Raw genomic sequence first — 26,721 nt, 5'->3', positions numbered from 1 at the left:
TAGGCACAGCCGCCCGGTCGATAACCCCGGGCGGCGGCGCGAGCCGATCAGGACTGGAGACCGACTTCGATCTCCAGGGTGAGGGTGATCTTGTCGCCGATCACCGCGCCACCGTCGGGCAGCGGCATATCAATCGTGATGCCGAAGTCGCGACGGTTGATGACGGTCTTCGCCTCGAAACCGGCGACCGGGCCTTGGCCCATACCCGGGTTGACGCCGAGGAATTCGACATCGAGGGAGACCGGACGGGTGGTGCCGCGGATGGTGAATTCACCGTCGACGACGAAATCCTCGCCGTTGACGCGGAATCCGGTCGACTTGAAGGTGGCCACCGGGAAATCGGCGGCGTGGAAGAAGTCGGCGGTGCGCAGGTGCGCGTCACGCTGCTCGTTATCAGTGGTCACCGACTCGACCTGGATCTCGGCCTCGGCCGAGGCGGTGCCGTCCTCATTGATGACCAGCTTGCCGGAGAAGTCGGCGAACCGACCGCGGACCTTGCTGACCATCAGGTGACGTACGGTGAATCCGAGGGCGGAGTGGGTGGGATCGATGACCCAGGTGCCTGCGGTCAGGGCCTTTGCGGTGGTAGTCGACATTGTCGGTCTCCTCGTGTAGTTGAGATTTCAATTACTTGGATACAGCTATTCAGTTCTGGTATTACCGGACCGGCGCGCCGTTGCGCCGGTGATCAGATCAGCGCGCGACCGCCACGGCCTCGTCCCGGGCCGCGACCAATGACGCATGAGTCGGTGCATCCGGGACATGGGCAGGGCGCAGTGCGTCGAACTCCTTGCGCAGCACCGGAACCACTTCCGCACCGAGCAGATCGAGTTGCTCCAGCACCGTTTTCAACGGTAGACCCGCGTGGTCCATCAGGAACAGCTGTCGCTGATAGTCGCCGAAGCTTTCGCGGAACGTCATGGTCTTTTCGATGACCTGCTGCGGACTGCCGACGGTCAGCGGTGTCTGCTCGGTGAAGTCCTCGAGCGACGGGCCGTGGCCATAGACCGGCGCGTTATCGAAGTAGGGCCGGAATTCGCGCACCGCGTCCTGAGAGTTCTTACGCATGAACGCCTGTCCGCCCAGGCCGACAATGGCTTGGTCGGCGGAGCCGTGGCCATAATGCTCGTAGCGTCGCCGATACAGCTCGATCAGGCGCTGGAAGTGCTCCTTCGGCCAGAAAATATTGTTCGCGAAAAAGCCGTCGCCGTAATAGGCGGCCTGCTCGGCGATTTCCGGACTGCGAATCGACCCGTGCCAGACGAACGGCGCCACGCCGTCCAGCGGTCGCGGCGTTGCGGTGAACGACTGCAATGGAGTGCGGAATCGGCCCTCCCAGTCGACCACATCCTCGCGCCACAGCCGGTGCAGCAGCTGATAGTTCTCGATGGCCAGCGGGATGCCTTCGCGAATGTCCTTGCCGAACCACGGGTAGACCGGGCCGGTGTTACCGCGGCCGAGCATCAGATCCACACGTCCGTCGGCCAGATGCTGCAGCATGGCGAAGTCCTCGGCGATCTTCACCGGATCGTTGGTGGTGATGAGGGTCGTCGCGGTGGACAGCTGCAACCGCTCGGTCTGCGCGGCTATATAGGCGAGCATGGTGGTCGGCGACGACGGCACGAACGGCGGGTTGTGGTGCTCGCCGGTGGCGAATACGTCCAGGCCGACTTCTTCGGCCTTGCGTGCGATCGCGACCATCGCCTTGATGCGCTCGTGCTCGGTCGGGGCCCGACCTGTCGTCGGGTCGACCGTCACATCGCCCACGGTGAAAATTCCGAACTGCACGTCGCCTCCTCTCGGAAAGTCTGACACCTATTTGGTGGATATGGCAACCAACAGGGCGGTGTCGTCATCTATTCCCGAGGATCACTTGCGCAACCGCGACTCCAGGCCGTCCATCACACAGAGCAGACCGAAATCGAAGGCCATCGCGCGGGCGGTCTGATAATCGGCGGGTTGCATCTTCCGGTAGTCGTCGAGCATCTCTGGATAGTCGGAGGCGAGCTCATCAATGACATCGAGCACCATCTCCTTGTCGAAACCCTTGTCGCCGAATGCCTTCGCCGCGGTGATCTCCGGAATGACCTGCCCGAGGACATAGCTCGTCACGGTGCCACTCGCGAGGTAGATATCGACGCCGGTGAATCCGGCATCGATGAAGGTGCGACGCAGCCGATCACTGAGTTCGAAGGCCTTCGGGCCCACGCTCGGCAGGGAGCCGATCAAGGTGGTCACCCAGGTGTGGTCGAGCATCGTGAGCCGGAAGTTGTAGGCGTAGGTCGTGACGACCTCACGCCAGGAAGCCTGGTCCGGATCCGGAATGTGCACCAGACCCCAGATCTCGTCGAGGACGAGTTCGAGCAGTTCATCCTTATTCGCGACATGCCAGTAGAGGCTCGTCGCACCCGCATCGAGCTTCGCGCCGAGTTTTCGCATGCTCAGCGCGCCGAGCCCGTCGGCGTCCAATACCTCGATTGCGGCGGCGACGATCTGGTCGCGGCGCAGTCCAGCCGCCTTCGGCTGGCGCGGCTCACGGGTCCACACCGAGGAGAACTGCTGCTTTGTCACATGATCAGCATAATTCTCTCGCACATTGTGCGATTCTATCGTACGGTGTTCGAGTGGAATCGAACGTTGTACGAGTCCCTCGCCGCTGGTGGATTCTGGGGGTCCTCTGTCTGTCGCTGCTGGTGCTGATGATCGACGGCACCGTGCTCAATATCGCTATTCCGTCCCTGATCCGGGAGCTCGACGCGACGCCGTCGGATGTCCAGTGGATCCTCGACGCCTACGTCCTCGTCTTCGCTGGACTGTTGCTCACCGCGGGCAGCCTGTCCGACCGGTTCGGGCGGCGGCGCATGCTGGTGCTCGGCCTGGCACTATTCGGCGCGGCATCCCTTGCCGCCGTCATGGCCACCGAGCCGTGGGAGGTGGTCGGCGCCCGCGCGCTCATGGGCGTCGGCGGTTCACTGCTGATGCCATCGACCCTGTCCATTCTGATGACCACCTTCGCCGAAGACGAGCGGCGCAAAGCGATGGCCGCCTGGTCCACCGTCTCCATGGTCGGCATCGTCCTCGGGCCGACGCTGGGCGGCTTTCTGCTGCAGCACTATTGGTGGGGTTCGGTGTTCCTGCTCAATATCCCGGTAGCGGTGCTCGCGATTGTCGCCGCGCTGGTCCTGATGCCGGAATCCACCGGTGAGCAGCGGCCGGTCGACCTGATCGGCGTGCTGCTTTCCATCGTCGCGCTCACCTCGACGGTCTACGTGATCATCGAGCGCGAGTGGAATATTCCGATGATCGGCCTCGCCGTGATCACGGGGCTGGCCTTCGTGGTCTGGGAGAGCCGGTCGGCACATCCGATGCTGCCGCTGGCGGTATTCCGCAATCGCGATTTCACCGGCACCTGCTGCACACTGCTGCTGATGGTGTTCGGTATGGGCGCGATCATGCTGATGCTCACCCAGTATCTGCAGTTCGTACTCGGCTACGGACCGATGAAGGCGGGACTTGCCCTGCTGCCGTATGCGGTGGCCGCGGCGGTGTGCAACGGCCTCGGCGCGACGCTGGGCAAGAAGTTGACCAATAAGACGCTCATCGTCGCCGGTCTCCTGGTCATGGGCGGGGCGTTCGCGATCCTGGCCGTCGGTTCCGGATATTTCGCGGTACTGGCCAGCATGCTGGTCATGGGGATCGGCGGCGGTCTGGCGGGTCCGGCCGCGTATGCCGCGATCATGAGCGCGATTCCGCTGGAACATGCCGGCGTCGGCTCGGCCATGAACGACACATTGCAGCAGGTCGGCATGGCCATCAGCATCGCAGTCCTCGGCAGCGTACTGGCCGGTGTGTTCACCTCGCACATGCCCGACGACGCACCCGTCGCCGCACGTGAATCCATCGGCGCCGCATTCCAACTCGGCTACGCCGAACCGGCCAAGGACGCGTTCACCGATGCGATGTCGACCGGCGCCTGGATCAGTGCGGGCTTCAGCATCGCCGCCGCCCTACTCGGACTGGCGCTGCTGCGGAGACGCCCCGCGCCGCAGATCGACATACCGGAGGAAGTAACCGTGTCATAGCTGACATCGATTTTTCGTTCCGAATCAGCCCGTCTCGCACCGCAGGCTCGGCTAGGCTCCCCTCGACCTCCTTGCCGCACATATGAGTACATTTGCGCGGGGAGCATCTCGAGCAGGAGAGTCGAGCCTGCACGGTCGGTAGGAAAAGCGAATGATCTGATGACTGAACGGAATCCGAATGAAGCTTTGCGATAGCACTGCGGCGGCGATCCTTGTCATCGGTGCCGTGACCTTGGGCGCCGGAGTCTCGCATGCCGAGCCGGTCGCCGCGCCCGCGCGGCAGGACATCACTTACTCGGTCAAACTAGTCGACAAGACCGTGGTGGCCAGCGTGCGTAATGGCACCTTCACTCTCTCCAAGGCGGCGGAAAGCGAGCTCGCGGCCGGGGGCGACGGGCGGCTGGTCGACAAGGACGGCACGCTGGTCGATAAAGACGGCAAGGCCGCCGAGATCGCCGATGTGGTCGATGTCGTCGATCTAGCCGATACCGACGGGCACGTCGTCCTCACGCTGCCGCTGCGGTTCCGGGCCGGCGAGATCGATATCCCGGTCAAGCCGGCGCTCGAGAAGGACGGCACGGTGCTGGAACTGGCGCCGCAGAAGCCAGACGGACTCGACATCTCGCAGCCACTGGCCGTCAAGCCGGTCGCATCAATGAACGAAAACAACCGCGCCCGTGACGAATTCGCCACGCAGTTCGGCCTGGCCACGGCGATCGGCGGCTTCGTCGGCACCGCAATCGGCGCGGTCGTCGGATGTATCGCCACCATTGCCGCCGGCTGCATCCTCGGCTTGACCACCGGTGCGGCCCTCGGCGGGATCATCGGCACGGTCGTCGTGGGTGGACCGGTCCTGATCGCCTCCGGCGTGGATTACGTCAACACGATGATGTCTCCGGACGGCACCAGCCGGTTCGCGGATAAGACGACGACTCAACCAATTCCAGCCGCACCGAAATAGGCCATCGGCTATACGCGGTCGCTGGCCGAGCGAAAGGCCAGCGACCGCGCTGCCGCGCGCAACGATTCGGTGGACTGCAGGGTGCGGCTCAGAATGCGCGGGTTCGCTATCGGCCATCTCACCCGCAGAAGGCGGCGTCTACCAGGCCGTCCAAGGCGGGCTTGTAGCCGAGGCCGAACAGCGGTGGGACTTGGTTGAGGCTGACGGTTACCGAGCGGCCGGGGGTGTAGCCACCGAAGACGAAGAACCCGTCCATGGCGCCACCGTGACTCCAGATATCGACGCCGCAACCATTGGTGCGATGGAAAATGCCGAGACCGACATCGTCGGGCAGGGCTGGGTCGCCGCCGTGGATGGTGTGCTGCATTTGGGCGAGTTCGGTTGGACGAAGCAGGTTTCCGGTAAGTAGGGCGGTGAAGAATCGGTTCAGGTCGGCATCGGTGGAGACCAGCGCGCCATCGGCCAAGCCCCAGCCCGGGTCGATATCGGTGATGTCGACCTGGACGCCGTTGAAGATCTGATACGCGCGCGGATGTGGACCGCGAATCACATTCTCGTGCGGGAATGCGGGCCAATAGGTAGCGCGCAGTTGCAGCGGCTCGAGGATCCGGGAGGTCACCTCGGCGCCTACCGGACGTCCCGTGACCTGCTCGATCAGTTTTCCGGCCAGCAGGTAATTGGTATTGGAGTAGCTGAAAGCCGAACCTGGCGGGAACAGCGCGGGCATATCCACACCGAGTCGGATCAGCTGATCCGCGCTTTGGTACCGCTGCAATGCCTCGACCGAGCCCCAGTCCAATCGAACGAGATAGTCCGGAATACCGCTGGTGTGCTGTAACAGATTTCGGACAGTGATCAGATTCCCGTCGCCGCCGGGGCCGCGCACCACACCGGGTAGATAATGCTCGATCGGTGCGTCGAGCTGGATTCGCCCCTCCCCCACCAACTGCAGCACCACGGTTGCCACAAATGTCTTGGTATTGCTGGCGATCCGGACCTGTGCGTCATCGGGAAATGCCGCGCGCGTCGCGAGATCGCCGACACCGCTATTGAACTGGGTCGCGTCGCTGTCGGCGGTGACGACCAGCTGTGCACCCGGAACGAAAGTCGAACGGACAAGGCCATCCAGCCCGGCTTGCAGCACGTTGAGGCGCACCGGTGCCGGTTGGGCCGAGGACGCCGCCAGATGCGGCAGCACCGAGATCATCAGTGCGGTGACCAGAGCCGTCGTTACCTTGAACCGCCGCATTCATCCTCCCCTCGCCAAGGCCCGCGGCCGTTCCTTCGGTGTGGATGGTGATACCGGCGCGGATCCCATCCGGTTCGAAGAAAAATCCGGCGCTGGCGCGTCGTTGGTTGAACATCCGGTCGGATCAGCCGCTGTAGGACACATGCGGCGTCCAGTCGTCGAGGGAACGGACGGCGGCGGCGTGCAACGCCGCGGCAACCCGCTCCCGAGTAAACGCTCCCGCACCGAGCACACCGTTGATCTGCACGGCAACGGCACGGAAACCGTCGGGGGCCATGGTGGTGTCCAGACTGGTGACGAGATTGCGTACCGCCGCCTTCTGCACGCCGAGGGAAGCGGCTTCATTCCACGGCTTATCCGCCGCCGCGCTGCCCGTGACCAGCACGCGCGCACCATTGGCAAAGAACGGCCGCGCGGCCTGCACCGCGGGCAGCAGCGCCGCGGCGCCGATCGTGAAGTCCTCGATCAGTTCCGCGACGGTCAATCGCAGCGGATCCGCCTGCCGGAAGATGCTCGGGTTGAAGTGCAGCACGTCGATCCGCCCGTGCCGCTGGCCCACCTCGGTCACAGTACGAGTGACATCATCGGGATCGGCCAGATCGACACCAACACCTTCGGCATCGAAACCCTCGTCCAGCAGTTCCTTCGCCAGCGGCTCGGCCTCCGCGACGGTCCGACAGGCCAGCACCACCACATATCCGTCGCGCGCGAAAAGCCGGCCGACGGTCAATCCGAGGCCGGGACCGGCACCGAGGATGAGCAACACTGGAGCAGCCATGTATACGAGACTAGATCGTGAAACCGTGCAGATCACACTGTCGGATTGTTGCCCGCCCCGATCGGCGTCGGTAAGACTGGAAAGGTTGAACTGACTCTTTCCAGTGACCTGCAACCAGTCACTAGCGAGGGCAACTAGTCGGTAGCGGGTATTCCCCGGCTGTGCGCTGTGCCGAATAACCCGAAACGAAAGCTGAGGCGGCGAGAATGATCCGGGACCCAGGTCGCCGCCATGGATGACGACACCGTCGAGATTCCCAAAATCACCGAATCTCCTCGCCCCAGACACCGTCGGGGCGAACCGAAACCCCACCGCGGCCGCAAAGCGGCCAAGATCGGGATGCGCGTCCTGACATCGATCGCCGCGCTCGCCGTGCTGTCCGGCACCGGATTCGCGTGGTCGGCCAAGACCGAATTCGATAACGGCTTCACCCACACCGATGCGATCGGCAAGGATGCGCCGCGCTCACTCGGCGGCGATCTGAATATCCTGCTGATCGGCTTGGATACCCGCAAGGACCTCGACGGCAACGACTTGCCGAAGGCGATCCTGGATCAGTTACACGCCGGCGACGGCGACAATGGCGGCTACAACGCGAATTCGCTTATCCTGCTGCACATTCCCGCGGATATGCACAAAATCGTCGCCTTCTCCATTCCGCGCGACGACTATGTCGCGGTTTCCGGCATTCCGGGCTACGACCACGCCAAAATCAAGGAGGCCTACGGGCTGAAGAAGGCCGCCACCGAGACCAAACTGGAAAACGCGGGCATGAAGGACAAGGTGGCCCTGGAACGCGCGGGCCGCGAGGCGGGGCGGGCATCCATCGTGCAAACGGTGCGCAATCTGGTCGGTGTCCCGATCGACCGGTTCGCCGAAATCTCGCTGGTCGGCTTCTACGACCTGGCCGATAAGCTCGGCGGCGTCGATGTCTGCCTCAATCACGCGGTCGACGACAGCTACTACTCCGGCGCCGTTTTCCCAGCGGGCCCGCAGCACCTCGACGCCGCTAATGCGCTGTCCTTCGTGCGCCAACGCCACGGGTTGGAGAACGGCGACCTCGACCGCACCCACCGCCAGCAGGCTTTCCTGACCTCGGTCGCCACATCGCTGAAGGACACCGGCACGCTGACCAACTTCAGTAAGCTCTCCGGCCTGATGGATGTGGCGCACCGCGATATCGTGCTCTCCGACGGCTGGAACCTGCTCGACTTCGCCCGCGATCTCGGCTCGGCGGGCTCGATCTCGGTCGAATTCCGGACATTGCCGGTGCTGCGCTACGACAATATCGACGGCCAGGACGTCAATATCGTCGATCCGGCGGCCATCAAGAAGGAAGTGCGCGCCGCCTTCGGCATCGAAACCACGCCGACCACGTCGACACGTACCCCGACCAGCATCGTCGATGCCCACAATGCGAGCGGATACCCCGGCCGGGCCGCCCAACTGTCCACCGCACTCACCAAGCGCGGCTATCCGGCGGGCACCGTGGCCAACGGCACCCGCGCGGACGGCACGATATCCACCATCACCTACGGCACCGGCGCCGAGACCGATGCCGCGCAACTGGGCGACCTCCTCGGGCTCACCCCCACCGCATCGCCGAATGTCGAACCCGGCCACATCACCGTGGTCGTCGGCACCGATTTCACCATGCCCGCCGAACTCGTGCCGACCACCAGCGCGACCCCGACCACCACCTCCGCCGCGCCCACACCCGATGCGGGCAAGCCGGTCGCGACGACGATCGGCAGCGGTGTGCCGTGCGTTAACTGACGCCGAAGTCCGCGCAGGTCACACCCGCGGCGGCGAAAAGCGCCCGAAATGGCCGGTAAACTACGGCACGGGCCAGTATGTCGTAGATGCGCCGCAGGGAACGCACGGCGAAACACAGGAGAGTCATGTCGAGTCGCCGCTTCCGGTGGAGAGTAGCTGCGGGTTTTGCGTTGGTGATGACGATGCTCGTCGCTGGATGTTCGTCGAAATCGGAAACGCCGACCACCCAGGCCGGACCACCGCCGCCGCCGATCGTCATCACTCCGGGCGGTGGCACCAATGTCGATCCGCTCGCGCCGGTCGTGGTCACCGCGAACGACGGCATGCTGACGTCGGTGAAGCTGACCAATGAGGCGGGCCGTTCGATCGATGGCATCTACACGCCGGACAAGACCGCGTGGAAGCCCGTCGATCCGCTGGGTTACGGGCATACCTACACGATCAGCGCCGAAAGCCTCACCATCACCGGCCGTATCGGGCCGACCATCTCGACCTTCAGCACGCTGGCGCCGAACAACCAGACCAAGGTGTACATGACCACCACCGGCGGTACACCGCTGACCGATGGCGGCACCTTCGGTGTCGGCACCGTCGTGGTCGCGCATTTCGATGAGGATGTCCCGGATAAGGCCGTAGCGGAGAAGCGGCTCTCGGTGACGACCAACCCGCCGGTCGAGGGCTCCTGGTACTGGCTCGACAAGCGCAACGCGCATTGGCGCCCGCAGCAGTACTTCGCACCGGGCACCAAGGTGACCGCCACGGCCAACATCTACGGCGCGGACCTCGGCGGCGGTCTCTACGGCCAGGAGGACACCAAGACCACCTTCACCATCGGCCCGTCGCATGTGTCGATTGCCGATGACAACACCAAGCAAGTGCAGGTTTTCGAGAACGGCAATCTGATCCGCACCATGCCCACCTCGATGGGAAGGGGCGGCAGCGAAGTCATCGGGGGTAAGACGCTGACCTTCTGGACCCAGCCGGGCATCTACACCGTGATGGACAAGGGCAATCCGGTGATCATGGACTCCTCCACCTATGGCCTGCCGGTCAATTCCCGGCTCGGCTACAAGGAGGCCATCGGCTGGGCCACCCGGATCAGCACCGACGGCATCTATCTGCACCAGCTCGATTCCACAGTCTGGGCGCAGGGCAGCCAGAACCTCTCGCACGGCTGTCTGAACCTGAGCGCCGCGAACGCCCAGTGGTTCTACAATTTTTCGATTCCGGGCGATGTGGTCGAGGTCCGCAATACCGGCGGCGCACCGCTCGAAGTCTGGCAGAACGGCGACTGGGGCATGCCGTGGGACGAGTGGCTCCAGGGCAGCGCTCTGCACTGACCTCTTGTGCGGGCGGCACCAGAATTTCCGGACGAAAGTATCCGGTGTGGCAGAATCGTCGGCATTATGACCGTCTTGACCAGCGCTTCTCCGGACCGATTACCCCGAGGGCCGCATCGCTTGACCCGGGACGAAGTCGTGACGTCACAGCGCGAGCGGCTATATCTCGCCGCTTTGGAGGCGGTCGCCGAACTCGGCTACGGCCCGACCACGATCACCGATATCGTCGGTCGGGCCCGGGTGGCCCGTCGGACGTTCTACGGGCTGTTCGAGAGCAAAGAGGAATGCTTCACCGCCGCTTTCGATTTCGCGGTCGATACGATCACCCACGAGCTCGACCGGGTGGTCACCGAATCCGGCGCCGCTACCTTCGATGAGTTGGTGCGCACCACGCTCGAGACCTACCTGGAGTTCCTCGCGGCCGAGCCCGCCGCCGCGCGGGCGCTGCATATCGAAACCCTCGCCGCCGGACCGGGACTCATCGCCCGCCGGGCTCGCACGCATCGGATGTTCGGCTACCGAATGATCGCGGCGGCTCGAATCGGCGTGCGCGCAGGCGAGCTTCGCGCCGAACCCGATCCAGGACTGCTCGACGTCCTGCTCGGAGGTATCGACGATCGCGTCCGCGCCACGCTCATCGAATCCGGCCCGCAGGATCTACCGGCGTTGGCTCCCACCCTCACCCGCGCCGCCCTCCTCCTACTCGGTTCCGGCCCCAGCCCGACCACCGCCTCGCCGAAGGTAGGCGAAAGGCGGCCCGCGCCCGCCCCGTGACCGACCATTCGACTACGGTCGACACCGTCGCCGGGCTACCAGCCGGGGTCGCCGTCGACCGGAATGTTCACCCAGCTGGGCTGGTTCGGGTCGAGTTCAATGTGCTGGGGGCGCAACCCGCTCTCATTCAGCAAGGGGCGCAAGGGAAGACTGCTCGGGAAGTTTCCGGCGTAGATGTCGACGCGCAACCGGTGTCCCGGTTGTAGCACACCGTCGGTGGCGAACATGCCGATATCGATGACCGTCGGCTGACCGGGCACGATCGGTTCGCGGGTGTCCAAGGTCAGATAGGGGTAGGGGTCGGTGTAGTCGCCGTTGGCCGAGCGGGTCGCCCTGCTCTCGTCGACTGCGCGCAGGGAGGCGGTGCGCTGGCCGTGTGTCCATTGGGTCGAACGTCCGTCCGGCGCAACGTCATTCAGGGTAACGGTCCAGTAGCCGTCGGTGGCGTCCAGGACGGTATCGAGGTGGATCGCGATCGGGCCGGAGATCTGCGTCGGCACGGCGACCGGCGCGCTGGTGAAACTCGAACCATTGGTCTCGGCGATCCGCGAATCCTTTGTGCAGATATCCGGAAGCGGCAGGATGCCCGCCGTGCCCTGGGCACCGTCACGGGAGCACAGCGTGGTAAGGCCGGGCGCGATCGTCACCCGGGCGGGCCCGCCCGGCTCCGCGGTGAGGCTGCCGTCGTAGGCGCTGCCCGGCGCGGTGCCCGAGGCGGCCGCGTTCAAATACATACGGCGGTAATCCATATCGGGCCGCGGGAAGGCCGAGGTGTGGGTCCAGCCGCCGCCCTGCTGCCACAGGGTGACCGGGTCGTAGTCATCGATGCCGTTATCGATGCCCTTGAGCCACTTGTCGAACCACGCGCGCTGCAATACGTCCAGCGCCGCCGGTCCGTCGGCGTCACCCATGCCCGAACCGGTGGTGACGTGATAGTTGTTATCCATCACCAGCTTCTTCTGGCTGGGGGGCACATTGATCGCGTTGTAGACCCGCGGCGAGGAGTAGGCGAAGATGTCCTGCCAGCCGCCGTAGACGAAGGTCGGCACATCGATGCGATCGGGATGTCCGATCCAGGCCGTGCGCAGTGGACTTTGCTCATCGAGTACCGAATGCATTTCGGGCGGAATCTGATCCATGCTCTGGGTGCCCAGCGCCATGATGATCATATTGAAGAAGGTGAACGGGTCACGGACGCGGTCCGCCAGCCAGGTCCAGTCGAACTTGCCCGCGAGCATGGACACCACATCGGGAATCAGCTTCGTGCCGTCGACGGCGAGCAGCCACTCCGGAATGAACCCGATGCCGAGTGCGCCACCGGGTGCGGCCACGTCGCGGATCAGATCGCTGCCCGGCACGATCGGGAAGATCGCCTGCAGCGCAGCGGGTCTGCGTTCGGCGGTCTGCAGCTGGTTGATCGCCGAGTAGGAGATTCCGCTCATGCCGATCTTGCCATTGGACCAGGGCTGCGCCGCTGCCCAGTCGACCACTTCGACGCCGTCCTGCTGCTCACGGTCGCCGAATACCTGCCAGATGCCCTCGGAGAAGCCGGTGCCGCGCACGTCGACGACGACCTGGGTATAGCCGCTCTGTACCAGTTTGCGATCCACGGCGAAGGTGCGCGCGGTACCGCCCGCCAATGCCTGTGCCAAATCGCTGATTCCGCTCAGTCCGTAAGCCGAGAGATCGACACTGTGCAATGCCTGCATCAGCGGTTCCGCCAGACCGGGGATGGCCAGTACGGAGTCGGCGATATTCGCCATCAGCTTGGTGTATGGCGTGAGGTTCACGATGGTCGGCGTCGGCTCGACGATCGGGCGGCCGGAGGCATCGGCCGGGTGATAGACATTCGCCTTCAGCACCGTGCCGTCACTCATGGTGATCGGGACGTCCCAGTCGATGTAGACGTTCGGATACTGTTGCGGCCCTTCGTGAGTCGCGGTGAATTGCGCATCGAGGCCCAGGGTGGCCTGGGTCGGCGCGGCCGCGACAACGGCTCCGGCAAACACGGTGAAGGTGGCTATCGCAGCAGCCACTGCCTTAATCGGACGTCGACGTCGGATCATGCTTGCCAAACCCTCCCGGCAATGAGGAACTACCCCGTTCCCATCATCGAGTGGGTACAGTAACGTGCATCACCGTTGGTACGCAACCATGGCTCGTTACAGCGCTCTGTACAGCACACCTTGTACCGTGGACCGCAGTTAAGTTGCCAGGCATTCTCCCTGATCCGATTGCGCGGCAAGCGGACCGGAGCGCCGCTGCCCAGCTCCTTGGTCAGGGGTTCTTCGTTTCAGTGCCACTCCCCTCGGTGCCGACTCTCCGCTCGGCCACTCGTTCGTGTTCCCGCGCTGATTCGCGGTGGCGGTGGTTGTCGTGTTCCGGCCCACCGTTGCGGATGCGGTCGCCGATCTGAGAGCTCTGGTCGGTGCGCCGAGACCGACGGCGACATTGCGGCTGTGCTGCAACCGTCGGGGTCGCGAGGTGTTGTGTCAGGGCTGTCCGGTATCCCAGTCCTGTGGACGGATGCGACGGCGGTCGAGTCGGACGCTGAAGGTTCCGCCCGGCCAGGTCAGGGTGTTGGTGCCGTCCTCATCGATGAAGTAACTGGTGCATCCGCCGGTCGACCACACCCGGGTGCCGAGTAATTTCCTTGCGCGCGTGACCCATTCGCGCTCGGCCCGCTGGGACGGGCTGTAGCGGCGAATTCCCCTGGCCCGCATATGCTCGATAGTCCTGGCGACCAGCTTCGTCGTGGGTTCGATCGCGAGGAACTGCGAGGTATGCGGCAGCGCCGTATTCGGCCCGGTGACCGCGAACAGATTCGGCAGCCCCGCGAATGCGATGCCCCGGTAGGCGCGGAAACCGTCGCGCTGGAACTTCTTTCGCGTCGAGGTCGTCGAGATGCGGAATTCCGGGAAGTGCGCGATGGAATCCTGGACGTGGAATCCGGTGGCCCAGACGATCGCATCGACCTCGTGCAACCGACCGTCGGCGGTCCGGATGCCGGTCGCGGTGATCTCAGTGATCTTCTCGGTGCTCAGTCGCACATTCGGGCGGGTGAACGAACGGTAGTACTCGTCGGAGACCATCGGTCGCTTGCAGCCGAACGCGTAGTCGGGCGTCAGTTTGCGCCGCAACTCGGGATCAGGAACCTGCTTGGCCAGCACCTTGCGGACGACCCACTCGTAGACCGATACCAGCCGTGGATGGAATTCGGCGAGGTGCATGAGCTCCAGGAACAGGAAGACGAATCCACGTGCCGCCAGCCGAATCGGTGGCACGGTGCGCAGTATCTTGCGCACCGTGGGCGGAATCGGGCGGTCCAGGCGCGGAATCACCCAGGCCGGAGTGCGCTGGAACGAGATGAGTTCATCCGCCGACTTCGCCAGCGCGGGCACGATCTGCACCGCGCTCGCCCCGGCCCCGACCACCGCGATCCGCTTGCCCGCCGGTTCGAATGACGGGTCCCATCTGCTCGAATGCATCTGCGGCCCAGAGAAATCGGTGCGACCGGGAACATCCGGAATCGCCTCGGCGTGCAGCGAGAAATAGCCCATGACGACAGCGCGGGCCCGGACCAGCCTGCCGTCACTCAGCCGCAGCACCCACTGTTCGGTCTCGTCATCGAAATCCGCCTCGGCCACCTCACTGTTCAGCTGCACATGCCGCCGCAGGTCAAAGGTGTCGACTACCTGCTCGGTGTAGGCGCGTAATTCCGGCTGAGTCGCGTACACGCGTGTCCAATCGGCGTTCGGCGCAAAGGAATACGAGTACAGCACCGAGGGCACATCGACCGCGCAGCCGGGATAGACATTATCGCGCCAGGTGCCGCCGATGGCGTCGGCACGTTCCAGGATGACGAAGTTGTCGTTGCCGAGGCGACGCAGATTCACCGCGACACCGAGCCCACTGAAGCCCGAGCCGATAATCGCCACATCGAAATTCGACATCATCCGGCGGCTAGCTGTGTACGGTCCGGCAGGAGCAGTTCGGCGAGCTCATCGAGCGCGGCATCCATGGCCGCGGTGAGGTACGACATCGGCGGCAGCTTGTCCTGCACACCGAGGACGCCGAAATGCAGACCACCCGAGTAGCCGATGCAGGTGAAGTTCAGCGAATTGCCGTGCATGAGCAGCGAGACCGGATAGATCGTTTCGAGCCGAGCGCCGTTCCAGTACAGCGGGTTTCGCGGCCCTGGCACATTGGAGATGCCCATGGGGTGGGAGGATGCGGTGTTGGTGAAGCCGAAGCTGAGCCCGAGGATCCAGGGGAGGGTCACCGCGAGTCCGTAGCCGATGACCTCGTTCGGAGCCATCTCGCCCATATGCTGCTTCGCGGCGCGGATGTAGTACTTGACCGCGGACAACCGGTCACGCGGATCGGATATGTCGGTGGCGAGCGAGGTGAACATCATGCCCGCGCGGGTGCCGGCGCGGCCGTCGTCCTCCTCGCGCAGATCGGTTGGTACGCCCGCGGTCAACGCCCCCGCGGGCAACGTGGCATATTTCGTCAGGTAGTCGCGCAGCGCAGTGCTCACCAGGTACAGCACGATGTCGTTGATCGTGCAGTCGCCCGCCTTCGCCAATCGCTTGAACAGCGCGAGATCGTAGCGACGCCTGGACAGATCGCGCGCGCCGGTGATGGTGCCGTTGAGAATGGTTTCCGGCTGCTGATATGCCTTCTGCGCCATCGTCTTATCGCCGCGTGCCCGTCGGAAGGCATCGCGCGCGGCGGATCCGACACCGCGCAACAGGGCCAGCACACCCGTCAATGCGGTCAGCAGGGCGCGGAAGGGGTTCGCCTGATCGGGTTCCGCCGATTCGGCCGCCGGGCGCACCGTGAACAGGTCCGGCACATCGCGGGCGGCGGCATCTTCGGTGAACGTATCGGTGAACAACCGCATGGCCGATGCGCCGTCGAGCAGGCTGTGGTGCACCTTGAGCAGGAGTGCGAAACGGTCCGGCCCCAGCCCCTCGATCACGTGCAATTCCCATGGCGGACGGCTCATATCGAGCTGCTTCTGATGAATCGATGACACGAGTTCGGTCAACTGATCCTGGCTACCCGGCTCCGGCAGCGTCCACTCCCGGATGTGTTCGCTCAGGTCGATATCGTCGACCTCACGCACCAGCGCCGCGACACCCGGCGGCGGGAATTTCAGCGGGCGGAAGTTCCACGGTTGCGGCAAGCTCGCCGGTGCGTCCAACCCGGCCCGCCACTGCCGCAGGAACTGGGCCGCGCCGCCCTCGGGCGCGGTGAATTCCAGCAGGAAGGCGATATGCATCGGCATATCGGGTGATTCGAGCGACAGCCAGACACCGTCGGTCGCGGTCAGTCGATGCAATGACATCTACATCCTTACCCTCGGGCGGTCGAGCGACCCGAGTGTGCTCGGCGAATGGGGGTCGTCAGGACGCGGCGGTGGGCCGTCGGATCAGATCGAGATCGAGATCGATCGGGATGACGGCGAAGTGGAAGCGATCCTTCGGCGCCTGCGCACCGGCGGGCAGACGCACCTCGAAGTTGCGGCAGACCATGCCGGTCACATTCTTGATCTCCAACATCGCCAACCCGCGGCCCGGACAGAACCGCGGACCGGCCCCGAACGGCGTGGAGACCTCGGGCCGATGGGTACCGTGTGCGCTGCGCAGCCAGCGATCCGGGTCGAAGCGCAGCGCGTCCTCGAAGTTCTTCTCCTGCAGGCTCGCATGCTGCACATTGACGATCACCCAGGTGCCTGCCGGAATGTGCACACCATCGATCGTGGTGTCGACGGCGGCCTCGAGTCCGACGATCGGCGTCGTCGGCCGCAGCCGCATCGATTCGGCGACAACGGCTTCCAGATACGGCTGTCGGTCCAGTGCCGAGGGGATCTCGGCGACCTCCTCGCGAATCCGTTCCTGCACAGCCGGATGGCTCGCGAGGTGGTAGAGCAGCCAGGCCATGGCATTGCTGGTGGTGTCTTGACCGGCGATGAGAATGGTGAGCGCCTCGGCGAACAGTTGGTCATCGGTGAAGGAGGTGCTCCCGTCCTGCGCCAACAGGAAGGCCTCGATGAAATTGGTCGGCACCACCGGCAGATTCGCGCGGGCACGGCCGATGACGCCATTGAGGTCGGATCGCAGTGCGGCCAGCGCGCGCTCCAGCGCCCGGTCGTCCGGAAGTTTGAGGTAGCGCCAGTACGGGAGTGGACTATTGATCCGCCGGTTGATGAGCGGGAAGATCAGCTCCAGGTGCCGCTGGATGATGTCGCCGGACTGCTCGATGGTGTTGATGTCGTAGTCGAAGGTCAGTTTGGCGGTGACATCCACGGTGTAGCGGGTGAGGTCGGCGCGAATATCCGTGGGCGACTGCCGTTCCCAGCGCCTTTGCAGCCGTCCGGTGATCGTCTCCAGGGCGGGATGGAAGCTGCGCAGGTGCGAGGCGTTGAAGGCGGGCATGGCCAGCTTGCGACGCAGCCGCCATGCCTCACCCTCCAGGGAGAACAGTCCGTTGGAACCCATCTCGTCCATGACCGACTCGATCGCCGACTGTCGCCGGAACCCGCCGGGCCGGTCCCGGAAGATCTCGCGGTTCAGGTCGGGATCGCTCACGACGACGATGTGGCGCCCCGGCATCTTCAACTGGTAGAGCGGGCCGTACTCATCGCACCACTGGTCGAACTGACGGTGCAGCAACGAAGGGCGCATCTGCGGGAGATTCCCCAGTAACGGCCACCGGCTCGGACCCGGGAGATCATCCACGGTCATGCCGGCTGAGATCGAGACGGACACAACTGGCGCCTAACGTCGAAAGGAACTGGTGGAGTCGTGGCGGTCGAGAAAAAGGCGCGAGAATCTTGTCTCGGAGCACAAAGAAAGGTCCGCCGAGTTTCTTTGTGAAGGTGACCGGAGTCGAAGAATAACGACAGCCTCCCCGCAGTCGAAACATTTGGCCAGACCACACGGACAGGCTGCTGCCAAGAATGCCGAGGCGGGCGATGACTCAGCGCGAACAATGGCGACCGTAGCCAGCGCGAGCTGGCGATGTCAACCCTGACGATGTGTCGCCGCCTCCTTTTCGCAGGTAGAGGCAGAATAGTGAGGAACGCAACAGTACCCTACCCGAAGACATGAATCTGAAACAATTCTTAGTCGCTGATGGTGCGGCGAAATGCCCTATCCCCCAACGCCGCCGAGGTCCCGATATGCGAACCAGGCCGCGCGAGCAGAAAAAGTCAACCGGAAAACCGAAAGTTATTCGGGATCGAGGGAATGCGACTAGACTCAGCCCGGATCGGTCTAATGTCCGGGTTCAACCCCGCCCGCGCGAGTTACTCCTGGGAGTTCAGATCAGAATTCGTCCGGTCATGGGTTCGCGAGGAGACACAATGCGAGTTTTCGGCACCTTGAACCACCTGTTCGCAAAGGTCAGACCCGCGGTGGCCACAGTCGCGATGACCGTCGCGGCGAGCGCCGCTATTACCGGGCAAGCCAGCGCTGAACCGACCGAGGGCACCCATTATGTGGCTCTCGGCGATTCCTTCGCGGCGGGCGCGGGCATATTTCCGCAAGCCGAGCTCGCCACATGTTCACGGTCCGCGGTCAACTACCCCGCGCTGGTCGCGAAGGAACTCGGCGTCGCATCCTTCACGGACGTCACCTGCGGCGGAGCCACATTGGACGACCTCACGAGTCCGCAGCGCGGCATCGTCGCCGGAACCGCCGCGCCGCAGTTCGATGCGCTGACACCGGACACGACCTTGGTGACAATGACCATGGGCGGCAACGATATCGGCCTGGCGAAGCAGGCTCTGCTGTGCGGCAATGTCCTGCCCGAGCCCTACGGCACGTCATGCGCGGACACCTTCACAGCGAACGGTGTCGACACTTTCGCGGAACGAATCAGGGAGTTGGCACCCGACTACGGGAATGCGATCGATGAAATCCACTCGCGCGCACCCGTAGCCACGGTCGTGATCGTCGGCTACCCGACCGCGTCGCGGCCAGGCGCCTGTCCGGCACAACAGCCCGCATGGCCGCGCGACGCCGACTACCTGCGGGGTGTGCTGGTCGACCTCAATACGCTGTTGCGCGATGTCTCCGCCGCACATGGCGCGACTTTCGTCGACACCGCCGCCTCCAGCATCGGACACGATATGTGCGCCGGGCCCGACCAGCAGTGGATCAATGGACTGATCCCGTCGCTGTCGACGCCGTCCTTCGCTCCGCTGCACCCCAACACCTCTGGTGAGCAGAACATCGCACGGCAGGTTGTCGCCGCGCTGCGGTGAGATCGCGGCGGCTGGACGCGGTACAGTTCCGCGCTCAGCGGGGGGCTGCATGCCCAGTGTCAATCCGCATCCCGGCGGCCCATCACTGTGGGGGTGTCGAAATCGGCTGACGATCGAGCCGATCGGTCAGCCGAGCAGGCCCGACGCCCAGTTCCTCCCAGACCACACCCGCGGGGATTCGCTAGTCTGCGAACAATGGACGCAGCAGAAGAGTGCACCGCATGAGACGGGCCCAGGGCGGGGCCGGTCACCAGGATCGTCGTCGAGCGATCCTGGAGGCGGCCCTCGAGGTTTTCGCGGAGCGCGGCTACCAGGGCGCGACCATTGCGATTGTCGCGGAACGGGTCGGGCTCAGCCAGCAGGGCGTGCTGCACTACTTCCCGAATAAGCAGACGCTGCTGGCGAATGTGCTCGCACTGCGCGATCAGAACGATCTCGATGTCCTGCTCGCCACCGCACAGGGCCGGGCGACCACCCTGGACCTTCTCGTGGAGCTTGTGGAACGCAATGCCGAGCGGCCCGGAATCGTGCAGTCGTTCACGGTACTCGCGGCCGAGAGCGTCACCCAGGATCATCCAGCGCGCGACTACTTCGTCGATCGATACGCGCAACTTCGAGAGATGCTGACCGCCTTCTTGGCACGCGACTTGGGCGGCGATCCACCGCGTGGCGTCTCACATAGAGATGCCGCGGTGTTGCTGATCGCGGTGCTGGACGGGTTGCAGCAGCAATGGTTGCTGTCGCCGGATGATGTCGATATGCCCGCACTGCTGCGCGAGTTCCTCCAACTGATCCGTCCCGATCCGCAATGATAACGTATCGATAACATTACCTACCGGTTACTAGGTATACCGATCATACTTCGAGGTAGATGCCCGCGCTTCAGACGAACAAGGGAGTCGACCGACATGGCGAATCACCGAGCCGACCGCGAGGCAGTGGTCGAAAAGGCATTGGCCACACTGGATCTGGATGCCCGTTGCCGACTGCTCGCCGGACAGGACATGTGGTCTCTGCCCGCGATTCCGGAGATCGGGTTGGCGTCCATCGTGATGTCCGATGGTCCGATCGGTGTGCGCGGTGTGCACTGGAGTCCGGAGGATCCCTCGATCGCCCTGCCGAGCCCGACCGCGCTAGCCGCCAGCTGGGATCCGAGCCTGGCCCGGCGAGCTGGGCAGCTGCTCGCGCAGGAGGCACGACGCAAGGGCGTGCACATACTGCTGGCTCCGACACTCAATCTGCATCGAAGCCCATTGGGCGGCAGGCATTTCGAGTGCTACTCCGAGGATCCGCTGCTGACCGGGGCAATCGGTGCGGCCTATGTGACCGGTGTGCAAGAGGGTGGTGTGGCCGCGACGCCGAAGCACTTCGTGGCCAATGATTCCGAGACCGACCGATTCACCGTTGACGTGCAAGTATCCCAGCGGGCATTGCACGAGCTGTATCTCGCGCCGTTCGAAACCGTGATCGAGCAGGCTTCCCCGTGGGCATTGATGGCGGCCTACAACAGCGTCAACGGAGTCACGATGACCGAGCACAATGCGTTGCAGAACGAAATCCTGCGGGCACGTTGGGGTTTCGACGGCGCCATTGTTTCGGACTGGACGGCGGCCCGCAATACTGTCGGCGCCGCGCGCGGCGGACTCGATATCGCGATGCCGGGACCACGGAGCGTCTTCGGACACGCGCTCGCCGAAGCGGTTCGCGCAGGTGATGTTCCGGCCGAGACGGTCGAGCAGATGGCACGGCATGTGCTTCGCCTCGCCGCTCGGGTCGGCGCGTTGGCCGGGGCACCACCAGAAGTCGCGACCGTACCTGCGTCGATCAACGGCGACGCACTGGCTCGCGAGATAGCGCAACGCTCGATTGTGCTGCTACGCAACGAGAACAACGTCCTGCCGCTCGGTAAGATCGGCCGAATCGCGCTGATCGGCCAGACCGCTGACCAGCCAAGGGCACTCGGCGGCGGGAGCGCCCAGGTGTTCCCGCCGCATACCGTCTCGCCACTGGAGGGCTTGCGGGCGGTACTCGATGCGGATACCGAATTGGTCTATGCCGTCGGTGCTGATCCCCGAGTCGAAATTCCCGCCGCCGAGGAGGGTTTCGATCTGCGGGTCCAGCTCTACGGCGCAGGTGACCAGCTGCTCGGCGAACATGCGCTGCCGCAGGCCGCGATCGAATGGATCGGTGAATTCCCGGACGGTATCGCGGTCGGGGAACTGCATCGGGTTGTTGTCACCGGCACCTTCACCCCGCGGGCGACGGGAACGCATACCTTGGCCATCGCGGGCATCGGGCCGTTCCGGCTGGCGGTCGGCGATACAACCTGTTTCGACGACACAATCATCCCGGAGGGCGATCCCCTGGCCGCCTTCCTGCACCCGCCGGAGACACTTTTCGAGGTCGAACTCTTTGCGGGACAGCGGGTTCCGGTACACCTGACGCATACCGTTACCAGGTTGCCCGAGATGCCCATCGCCTTCGAGAAGTTCTCGCTCGGCCATCAGGAGCCGAATATCGACCCCGATGCGCTCATCGAAGAAGCGGTCACCGCGGCGGCTTCGGCCGATGTGGCGGTGGTAGTCGTCGCCACTACTTCGGAGGTGGAGAGCGAAAGCTTCGACCGCACATCGCTTTCACTGCCCGGCCGACAGGATGAGCTCGTCGCACGGGTCGCCGCCGCCAATCCGCACACCGTGGTCGTGGTGAATACCGGCTCACCCGTGCACATGCCGTGGTGTGCGGATGTCGCGGCGGTCCTGCTCACCTGGTTTCCGGGGCAGGAAGGCGGTGCCGCACTCGCTGATGTGCTCATGGGCCGGGCCGAGCCGAGCGGGCGGCTGCCTACCACATGGCCCGCGCATCAGGACGATGCGCCGGTACTGAATGTCACGCCCACCGAAGGCGCCCTTGCCTACGAGGAGGACATTTACATCGGATACCGTGCGTGGCAGCGACTTTCGACCGCGCCGGCGTACTGGTTCGGGCACGGAATCGGTTACACCACCTGGGAATACGAGAGCGCTGCATTCGCTCCGGACCCGGTGTCCGGTCTCGGCACGCTAACCGTGACGGTTCGCAATACGGGCGATCGTCCCGGCCGCGAAACGATCCAGACGTATATCGCTCATTCATCCCAACCGGACCGCCGACTGGCCGCCTTCGCGGTCGTCGAATCCGAGCCGGGCCAGACGGCCGAGGTGGCGATCCCGATTCCCCGTCGAGCAGCCGAATCCTGGGATGCGGCAACCGAAACCTGGGTACTGCCCACCAACGGCTACGACCTGCTCACCGGTCGATCGGCTGCCGATATCCGGCTGACCACCTCCATTCAAGGCCCGAACGCATGAGATCACCCCGAATCACCCTGTCCCTCATCGGATTTACTCTATGCGCCACAACGATGCCGGTGGCCGTTGCCGAGCCGGGGCCCTATCCGACAGCTACCTGGGAGCAGGTGCAGGACGAGGAAACCCGCTGGGCACAGGAGGGCAAGGTCGAAGCGCCCACGCCGCCCGGAGTCAACCGGTACGATTGCGTGCCGACCGTGCCCGGCGCGGTTCCCGTTGTCGTACTCCATGGTTTCGCGGGCGACGAGTACCGGGCCTGGGGCTATCTCGGACCGACGCTAGCGAATGCGGGTCTGTGCGTCTATTCCTTCTCCTATGGCGGCAGCAATGCCATGCAGGGCGGCGGCAATGGTCCGCTCGCCGACTCGGCGGTCGAGGTCGAGCAGAAACTGACCGCGCTGACCGCCCGGCTCGGCGTCTCGAAGGTCGACCTGATCGGTCATTCCGAGGGCGGCATCATGGCGCAATATATCGTGAAAACCGACCCGGATATCGCCAGTGGCGTCCGTTCGGTCACCACCATCTCCTCGCCGACACACGGCACGCTGGGCGATCTCGGCGCGACCCTACTCGATACTGGTAACCTCCGCGACGAACTTCCGGTCCCGCCAGCGGTGAAGGATCTACTCGCCGGATCGGCCTTCCTGCAGGAACTGAACTCCGGCCCCATCACCGTCCCCGGCGTCGCCTACACCACCATCAGCAGCCGCTTCGACCCGATCTCGTCCTTCGGTCAGAACGAGGCCATACTCGCCGAACCCGGTGTCGACAACTACGTCCTCCAAAACCTCTGCCCCGGAAGCAAAGCCGGACACAACGGCACCGCCTTCTCACCCACCACTGCCGCACTCGTGCTCAATGCCCTCGATCGTTCGACAGTGCGCCCGATTCCATGCCAGGACGACTCAACCGGCTAGTTCACGAGTGACGCCTGTGCACCAACGGCATCCAGAGCGCTCGTATCGGCGGTGGCGAGCGCCGCCGGTGTCGGGAAAAGGTAGAAAAGGCCGAACTGCCGCAGACCGCCCATGGGCGTGCCATAGGCGGTGACGAGATCGTCGAGAACATCGCTGCCCACGATGCCACGTATGTCGTCCTCGAATGGATCCCACGGCTGGCCCGCGAGCAGCCGCTGGACCCTCGACACGAGGTGGATCAGTCCTTCGATATGCGGAACGTGCACGACGAGTCGCACGGCATCTGTTGTGGCCGAGTAGATTTCGATGACGCCCGGATCACCGTCCATGACAATTGTGCGCCGATAACAAGTCGGTGTGGCGCTTTCGACACCGGCGATCGCGGTCTGCGCGAGCTGCGCCAATCGCCGCTCGATATTCGTCCCCTCGGCCACCGGCACCCGCAGCGCGAGACCACCGTCGGCGACAAGGCGGTCCGCACGTCGCCGACGTTTGCGCAGCTCGCTGGGTGTTGCGCGAAATATCGCGACCATCACCCGGTTGAACTGACGCAGGCTGCCGAATCCAGCGGCAAAGGCGATATCGGTGACCGACAGATCGGTATCGTCGAGCAGTCGTCGCGCGAAATGCGCACGCCGCGAGCGCGCCAGCTGATCCGGCGTCGCACCGACTTGCTGATGGAACATCCGCCGCAGATGACGTTCCGAAACCGCGAGCCGCGCGGCGAGTTCCACCTCATCGCCGTCATCCAATGCCCCGCCCGCAATGAGATCGATAGCGCGACATACCAATTGGGATGCACTCGCGGGCTTTCGGTCACCGCGATATGGCCGACAGCGGTGACAAGCCCGAAATCCTGCCGCCTCGGCACCCGCAGCCGAGCTGAAGGTGATGACATTTTCCGCCCGCGGACGTCCAGGACACGGCGGCAGACAGTAGATGCCGGTCGTGACGACGCCTTGGAACGATCCCATACCCCGAGTCTGCGCGTCGAACCGAACCCCTACCAGCCATATCCGGACGCGACCTGTCCGGATATGGCGTGATCGGCGGCCGTGCCCCACCCCAGGATTGGCCGCATGGACGCACAGACGAGCAAAGATGTGATCATCCGGGCCTGGCGCGAATTCGCGACGCAGGATCCCGATCGCATCGCCGCAGTATTCACTCCGGACGCCGAATGGCTCGCGCCGCCACGAAACGCCACCGCCCGCGCCATCGACGGCACCCATCACCTCGTCGGCCGTGACCGCATCGTACGCTTCCTGGCCAGCGAGTTTCCGACCGTCTTCGTTTCGGATCGAAGCGTGGAGTTCATCGCCATCGTGGCCGAGGGCACGACGGTTGTCGTCGAGGAGCGGATGCGCGCGACATTGATGAATGGCAATCACTACGACAACGACTACTGCTTCGTCTTCGAATTGCGTGACGGCCTGATCCGCCGCGTGCGCGAGTATATGGACACCCGCCGCGCGGAGGAAATGTTCAGCGCCACCGACGGAGAGCGTCGCCTCAGCTGACGAATGAATTGACCGGAAACTGTTGCAGCGCAGTGGAAAATACACAGTACAGCTCGCTACGAGTTCCGCAGCCGGATGGTAGGAACCCGGATCCCTTCGGGTGGCAGCGGAACCGGTTGTCCCGCTGCCGGTTCCTCCGGCGGCTCGGCGACCGTGACCGCGGTCGTCGCGATCGGTGCGATGGCCGTGACTCCGGCCGAGAACATGATTCGCCGGGCACGACCCGGCAGTGGATTGATCGAACTCCAGCCCTTTCGCATACTGTGAGGCCCACTCCGTCTCACCTGCCGGGGGCTATGGCACAGACGTGATGTGCGGCGCAATAGCGGTCGCAGTAATGGGCAGAAATGGACCCGATTTGCCGACTCGATGTGCCGAGCGGCCGAAGATGCCGTAACTTTCGGTTCACCGAACCGGCCGGTTGGTGCCGGACAGCTTGCTGGGGAAGCTCCGAGGAAACATGCACGTGCTCAATGAACCGGTCTCGACGGTTCTGTATTACGCCTTCTTGCTCTTCTATGGCGCACAGGATGTGCTGGGCAGATCCTTCATCCTGGGCTGACCGAGTCGTCGTAGCACATCGAGCAGTCCGCTGCGGCTGCTCGGATACCGTGCTGCCTGTGATCGAGAGCAGGCAGTAGGTCGGCCGCGCGGAAGGCCGAACGACGGCAGCGCTTCCTGATAACCCGGCGGCAAGCGCACTCATCGGCGTCGCGCACGAATGGGTCCTGGCCGACCCGCGCCCGCCGATCACCCAACTGGTCGAGGTACTCGCCCCATCGCCACCTCGCTGATCGTCACCGAGGAATAGCGCGCCGGGCAGCGCCCACGTAGGTTCGGAGTATGCAACTCGGTCAGCCAAGTCGCACCGCCCTGGCCACCGCCTACGCGCGCGCTTACCACCAGACCGCGAGAGAGCCACGCATCTTCACCGATCCGCTGGCCGTGCGAATCGCGGGCGTCACACCGGATCAACTGGTCGATCTGGAGACCGCGACATTTCAGGACGACTCCGATATGCGCCGCCGACGCCGCCTGTTCCTGGCCGCCCGCGCGCGCTTCGCCGAGGACACCGTCGCCGACGCGGTGGCGACGGGCACCCGACAGGTGGTGATTCTCGGTGCCGGACTGGATACCTTCGCCTATCGCAACCCGCACCCGGATGTGCGGGTACTCGAGGTCGATCACCCCGATACCCAGGAGTGGAAGCGCCAGCGGCTCGATGCGGCGGGCATCGAACTTCCGGCGTCATTGACCTTCGCCCCCGTCGACTTCGAAAGCCAAACACTCGCAGCCGGATTGGCTGCCGCCGGATTCGATCGGACTCGACCGGCCGTATTCGTCTGGCTCGGCGTCATCATGTACCTGACCCGGGACACGATCCTGGACACCCTACGGTTCGTCGCGGGCCAAGCGACACCGGTGCGGATGGTATTCGACTACCTCTATCCCGCTTCGGCATCCACGTCCGAGGAGATGGACCAGCGCACCGCGCGAGCCGATCTGGTGGCGTCGATAGGCGAGCCCTGGCTGAGCTTCTTTACTGCCGATGAGGTCGCGAAACTCCTGCGGGACAAGGGATTCGATCAGATAGACGACCGCGCCGCACCGCACCTCATCAGCGGCTACCTCGGTGTCGCGCCGTTAAAGGTTTCCGCCGTTGCACCACATGTGCTGTGTGCCATGCGTACCGGGTAGA

21 protein-coding genes are annotated in these 26,721 nt (G+C 64.3%); 11 read left to right on the top strand and 10 right to left on the bottom strand.

Annotated features, from left to right (window positions below; genetic code table 11):
• Positions 1–47 precede the first annotated feature (47 nt).
• The 3 genes from ACQP2U_RS06705 to ACQP2U_RS06695 all read right to left on the bottom strand — a co-directional run bounded on the left by ACQP2U_RS06705 (position 48) and on the right by ACQP2U_RS06695 (position 2,571).
• Positions 48–596, bottom strand: coding sequence for a YceI family protein (locus ACQP2U_RS06705; RefSeq protein ID WP_433713873.1), 549 nt, complete (start codon positions 594–596; stop codon positions 48–50).
• Between the two features lie 97 nt (positions 597–693).
• On the bottom strand, positions 694–1,788 hold the full coding sequence (locus ACQP2U_RS06700; protein WP_433713872.1) for an LLM class flavin-dependent oxidoreductase: 1,095 nt from the start codon (positions 1,786–1,788) through the stop codon (positions 694–696).
• An 81-nt stretch (positions 1,789–1,869) separates the two neighbouring features.
• Entirely contained in the window at positions 1,870–2,571 is a 702-nt protein-coding gene (locus tag ACQP2U_RS06695) for a TetR/AcrR family transcriptional regulator C-terminal domain-containing protein (RefSeq protein ID WP_433713871.1), read from the bottom strand.
• A gap of 53 nt (positions 2,572–2,624) precedes the next feature.
• On the opposite strand from ACQP2U_RS06695, the gene ACQP2U_RS06690 reads away from it, so the two are divergent.
• Positions 2,625–4,082 (top strand): MFS transporter, encoded by a 1,458-nt coding sequence (locus ACQP2U_RS06690; RefSeq protein ID WP_433713870.1) that lies wholly within the window; start codon positions 2,625–2,627, stop codon positions 4,080–4,082.
• A gap of 178 nt (positions 4,083–4,260) precedes the next feature.
• Positions 4,261–5,043, top strand: coding sequence for a hypothetical protein (locus ACQP2U_RS06685; protein ID WP_433713869.1), 783 nt, complete (start codon positions 4,261–4,263; stop codon positions 5,041–5,043).
• 118 nt (positions 5,044–5,161) lie between these two features.
• On the opposite strand, the gene ACQP2U_RS06680 is transcribed toward ACQP2U_RS06685, so the two are convergent.
• Both ACQP2U_RS06680 and ACQP2U_RS06675 read right to left on the bottom strand, forming a co-directional pair.
• Positions 5,162–6,292 carry a serine hydrolase domain-containing protein gene (locus tag ACQP2U_RS06680; protein ID WP_433713868.1) on the bottom strand — a complete coding sequence of 377 codons (1,131 nt, stop codon included), beginning with the start codon at positions 6,290–6,292 and terminating at the stop codon, positions 5,162–5,164.
• Between the two features lie 124 nt (positions 6,293–6,416).
• The gene (locus tag ACQP2U_RS06675; RefSeq protein WP_433713867.1) at positions 6,417–7,070 is read right to left on the bottom strand and encodes an SDR family NAD(P)-dependent oxidoreductase; all 654 of its coding nucleotides are present in this window, start codon (positions 7,068–7,070) and stop codon (positions 6,417–6,419) included.
• A gap of 231 nt (positions 7,071–7,301) precedes the next feature.
• Here ACQP2U_RS06675 and ACQP2U_RS06670 point away from each other — a divergent pair, with 231 nt between their 5' ends.
• The 3 genes from ACQP2U_RS06670 (at position 7,302) to ACQP2U_RS06660 (ending at position 10,960) form a co-directional block, all read left to right on the top strand.
• Positions 7,302–8,846 carry an LCP family protein gene (locus tag ACQP2U_RS06670; RefSeq protein WP_433713866.1) on the top strand — a complete coding sequence of 515 codons (1,545 nt, stop codon included), beginning with the start codon at positions 7,302–7,304 and terminating at the stop codon, positions 8,844–8,846.
• Between the two features lie 125 nt (positions 8,847–8,971).
• Positions 8,972–10,186 (top strand): L,D-transpeptidase, encoded by a 1,215-nt coding sequence (locus ACQP2U_RS06665; protein ID WP_433713865.1) that lies wholly within the window; start codon positions 8,972–8,974, stop codon positions 10,184–10,186.
• A gap of 138 nt (positions 10,187–10,324) precedes the next feature.
• Complete coding sequence (locus ACQP2U_RS06660; protein WP_433713864.1) at positions 10,325–10,960, top strand: TetR/AcrR family transcriptional regulator; 636 nt, start codon at positions 10,325–10,327, stop codon at positions 10,958–10,960.
• 35 nt (positions 10,961–10,995) lie between these two features.
• Here ACQP2U_RS06660 and ACQP2U_RS06655 read toward each other — a convergent pair whose 3' ends face one another.
• The 4 genes from ACQP2U_RS06655 to ACQP2U_RS06640 all read right to left on the bottom strand — a co-directional run bounded on the left by ACQP2U_RS06655 (position 10,996) and on the right by ACQP2U_RS06640 (position 17,712).
• On the bottom strand, positions 10,996–13,026 hold the full coding sequence (locus tag ACQP2U_RS06655) for a CocE/NonD family hydrolase (protein WP_433713863.1): 2,031 nt from the start codon (positions 13,024–13,026) through the stop codon (positions 10,996–10,998).
• 426 nt (positions 13,027–13,452) lie between these two features.
• Positions 13,453–14,898 carry a flavin-containing monooxygenase gene (locus tag ACQP2U_RS06650; RefSeq protein ID WP_433713862.1) on the bottom strand — a complete coding sequence of 482 codons (1,446 nt, stop codon included), beginning with the start codon at positions 14,896–14,898 and terminating at the stop codon, positions 13,453–13,455.
• Between the two features lie 14 nt (positions 14,899–14,912).
• On the bottom strand, positions 14,913–16,313 hold the full coding sequence (locus tag ACQP2U_RS06645; RefSeq protein WP_433713861.1) for a wax ester/triacylglycerol synthase family O-acyltransferase: 1,401 nt from the start codon (positions 16,311–16,313) through the stop codon (positions 14,913–14,915).
• Positions 16,314–16,371: 58 nt separating this feature from the next.
• Positions 16,372–17,712, bottom strand: coding sequence for a cytochrome P450 (locus tag ACQP2U_RS06640; protein ID WP_433713860.1), 1,341 nt, complete (start codon positions 17,710–17,712; stop codon positions 16,372–16,374).
• 620 nt (positions 17,713–18,332) lie between these two features.
• Here ACQP2U_RS06640 and ACQP2U_RS06635 point away from each other — a divergent pair.
• The 4 genes from ACQP2U_RS06635 (at position 18,333) to ACQP2U_RS06620 (ending at position 23,502) form a co-directional block, all read left to right on the top strand.
• Complete coding sequence (locus tag ACQP2U_RS06635) at positions 18,333–19,235, top strand: SGNH/GDSL hydrolase family protein (protein ID WP_433713859.1); 903 nt, start codon at positions 18,333–18,335, stop codon at positions 19,233–19,235.
• Positions 19,236–19,456: 221 nt separating this feature from the next.
• Positions 19,457–20,047, top strand: a complete 591-nt coding sequence (locus ACQP2U_RS06630) for a TetR/AcrR family transcriptional regulator (protein ID WP_433713858.1) — start codon at positions 19,457–19,459, stop codon at positions 20,045–20,047.
• 96 nt (positions 20,048–20,143) lie between these two features.
• Positions 20,144–22,585 (top strand): beta-glucosidase H, encoded by a 2,442-nt coding sequence (locus ACQP2U_RS06625; RefSeq protein WP_433713857.1) that lies wholly within the window; start codon positions 20,144–20,146, stop codon positions 22,583–22,585.
• Positions 22,586–22,638: 53 nt separating this feature from the next.
• Positions 22,639–23,502 carry an esterase/lipase family protein gene (locus ACQP2U_RS06620; RefSeq protein WP_433713856.1) on the top strand — a complete coding sequence of 288 codons (864 nt, stop codon included), beginning with the start codon at positions 22,639–22,641 and terminating at the stop codon, positions 23,500–23,502.
• On the opposite strand, the gene ACQP2U_RS06615 is transcribed toward ACQP2U_RS06620, so the two are convergent.
• Positions 23,499–24,476, bottom strand: coding sequence for a helix-turn-helix domain-containing protein (locus ACQP2U_RS06615; RefSeq protein WP_433713855.1), 978 nt, complete (start codon positions 24,474–24,476; stop codon positions 23,499–23,501). The two genes, ACQP2U_RS06620 and ACQP2U_RS06615, sit on opposite strands and share 4 nt — an antisense overlap.
• Before the next feature lie 105 nt (positions 24,477–24,581).
• On the opposite strand from ACQP2U_RS06615, the gene ACQP2U_RS06610 reads away from it, so the two are divergent.
• On the top strand, positions 24,582–25,022 hold the full coding sequence (locus tag ACQP2U_RS06610; protein ID WP_433713854.1) for a nuclear transport factor 2 family protein: 441 nt from the start codon (positions 24,582–24,584) through the stop codon (positions 25,020–25,022).
• Between the two features lie 843 nt (positions 25,023–25,865).
• A complete protein-coding gene (locus ACQP2U_RS06605; RefSeq protein ID WP_433713853.1) occupies positions 25,866–26,720 on the top strand; it encodes a class I SAM-dependent methyltransferase in 855 nt (284 codons plus the stop codon).
• Position 26,721 lies beyond the last annotated feature (1 nt).

Source organism: Nocardia sp. CA-084685 (assembly GCF_050955785.1).
Taxonomy (GTDB): Bacteria; Actinomycetota; Actinomycetes; order Mycobacteriales; family Mycobacteriaceae; genus Nocardia.
This window is presented reverse-complemented; position numbering and strand designations above follow the sequence as displayed.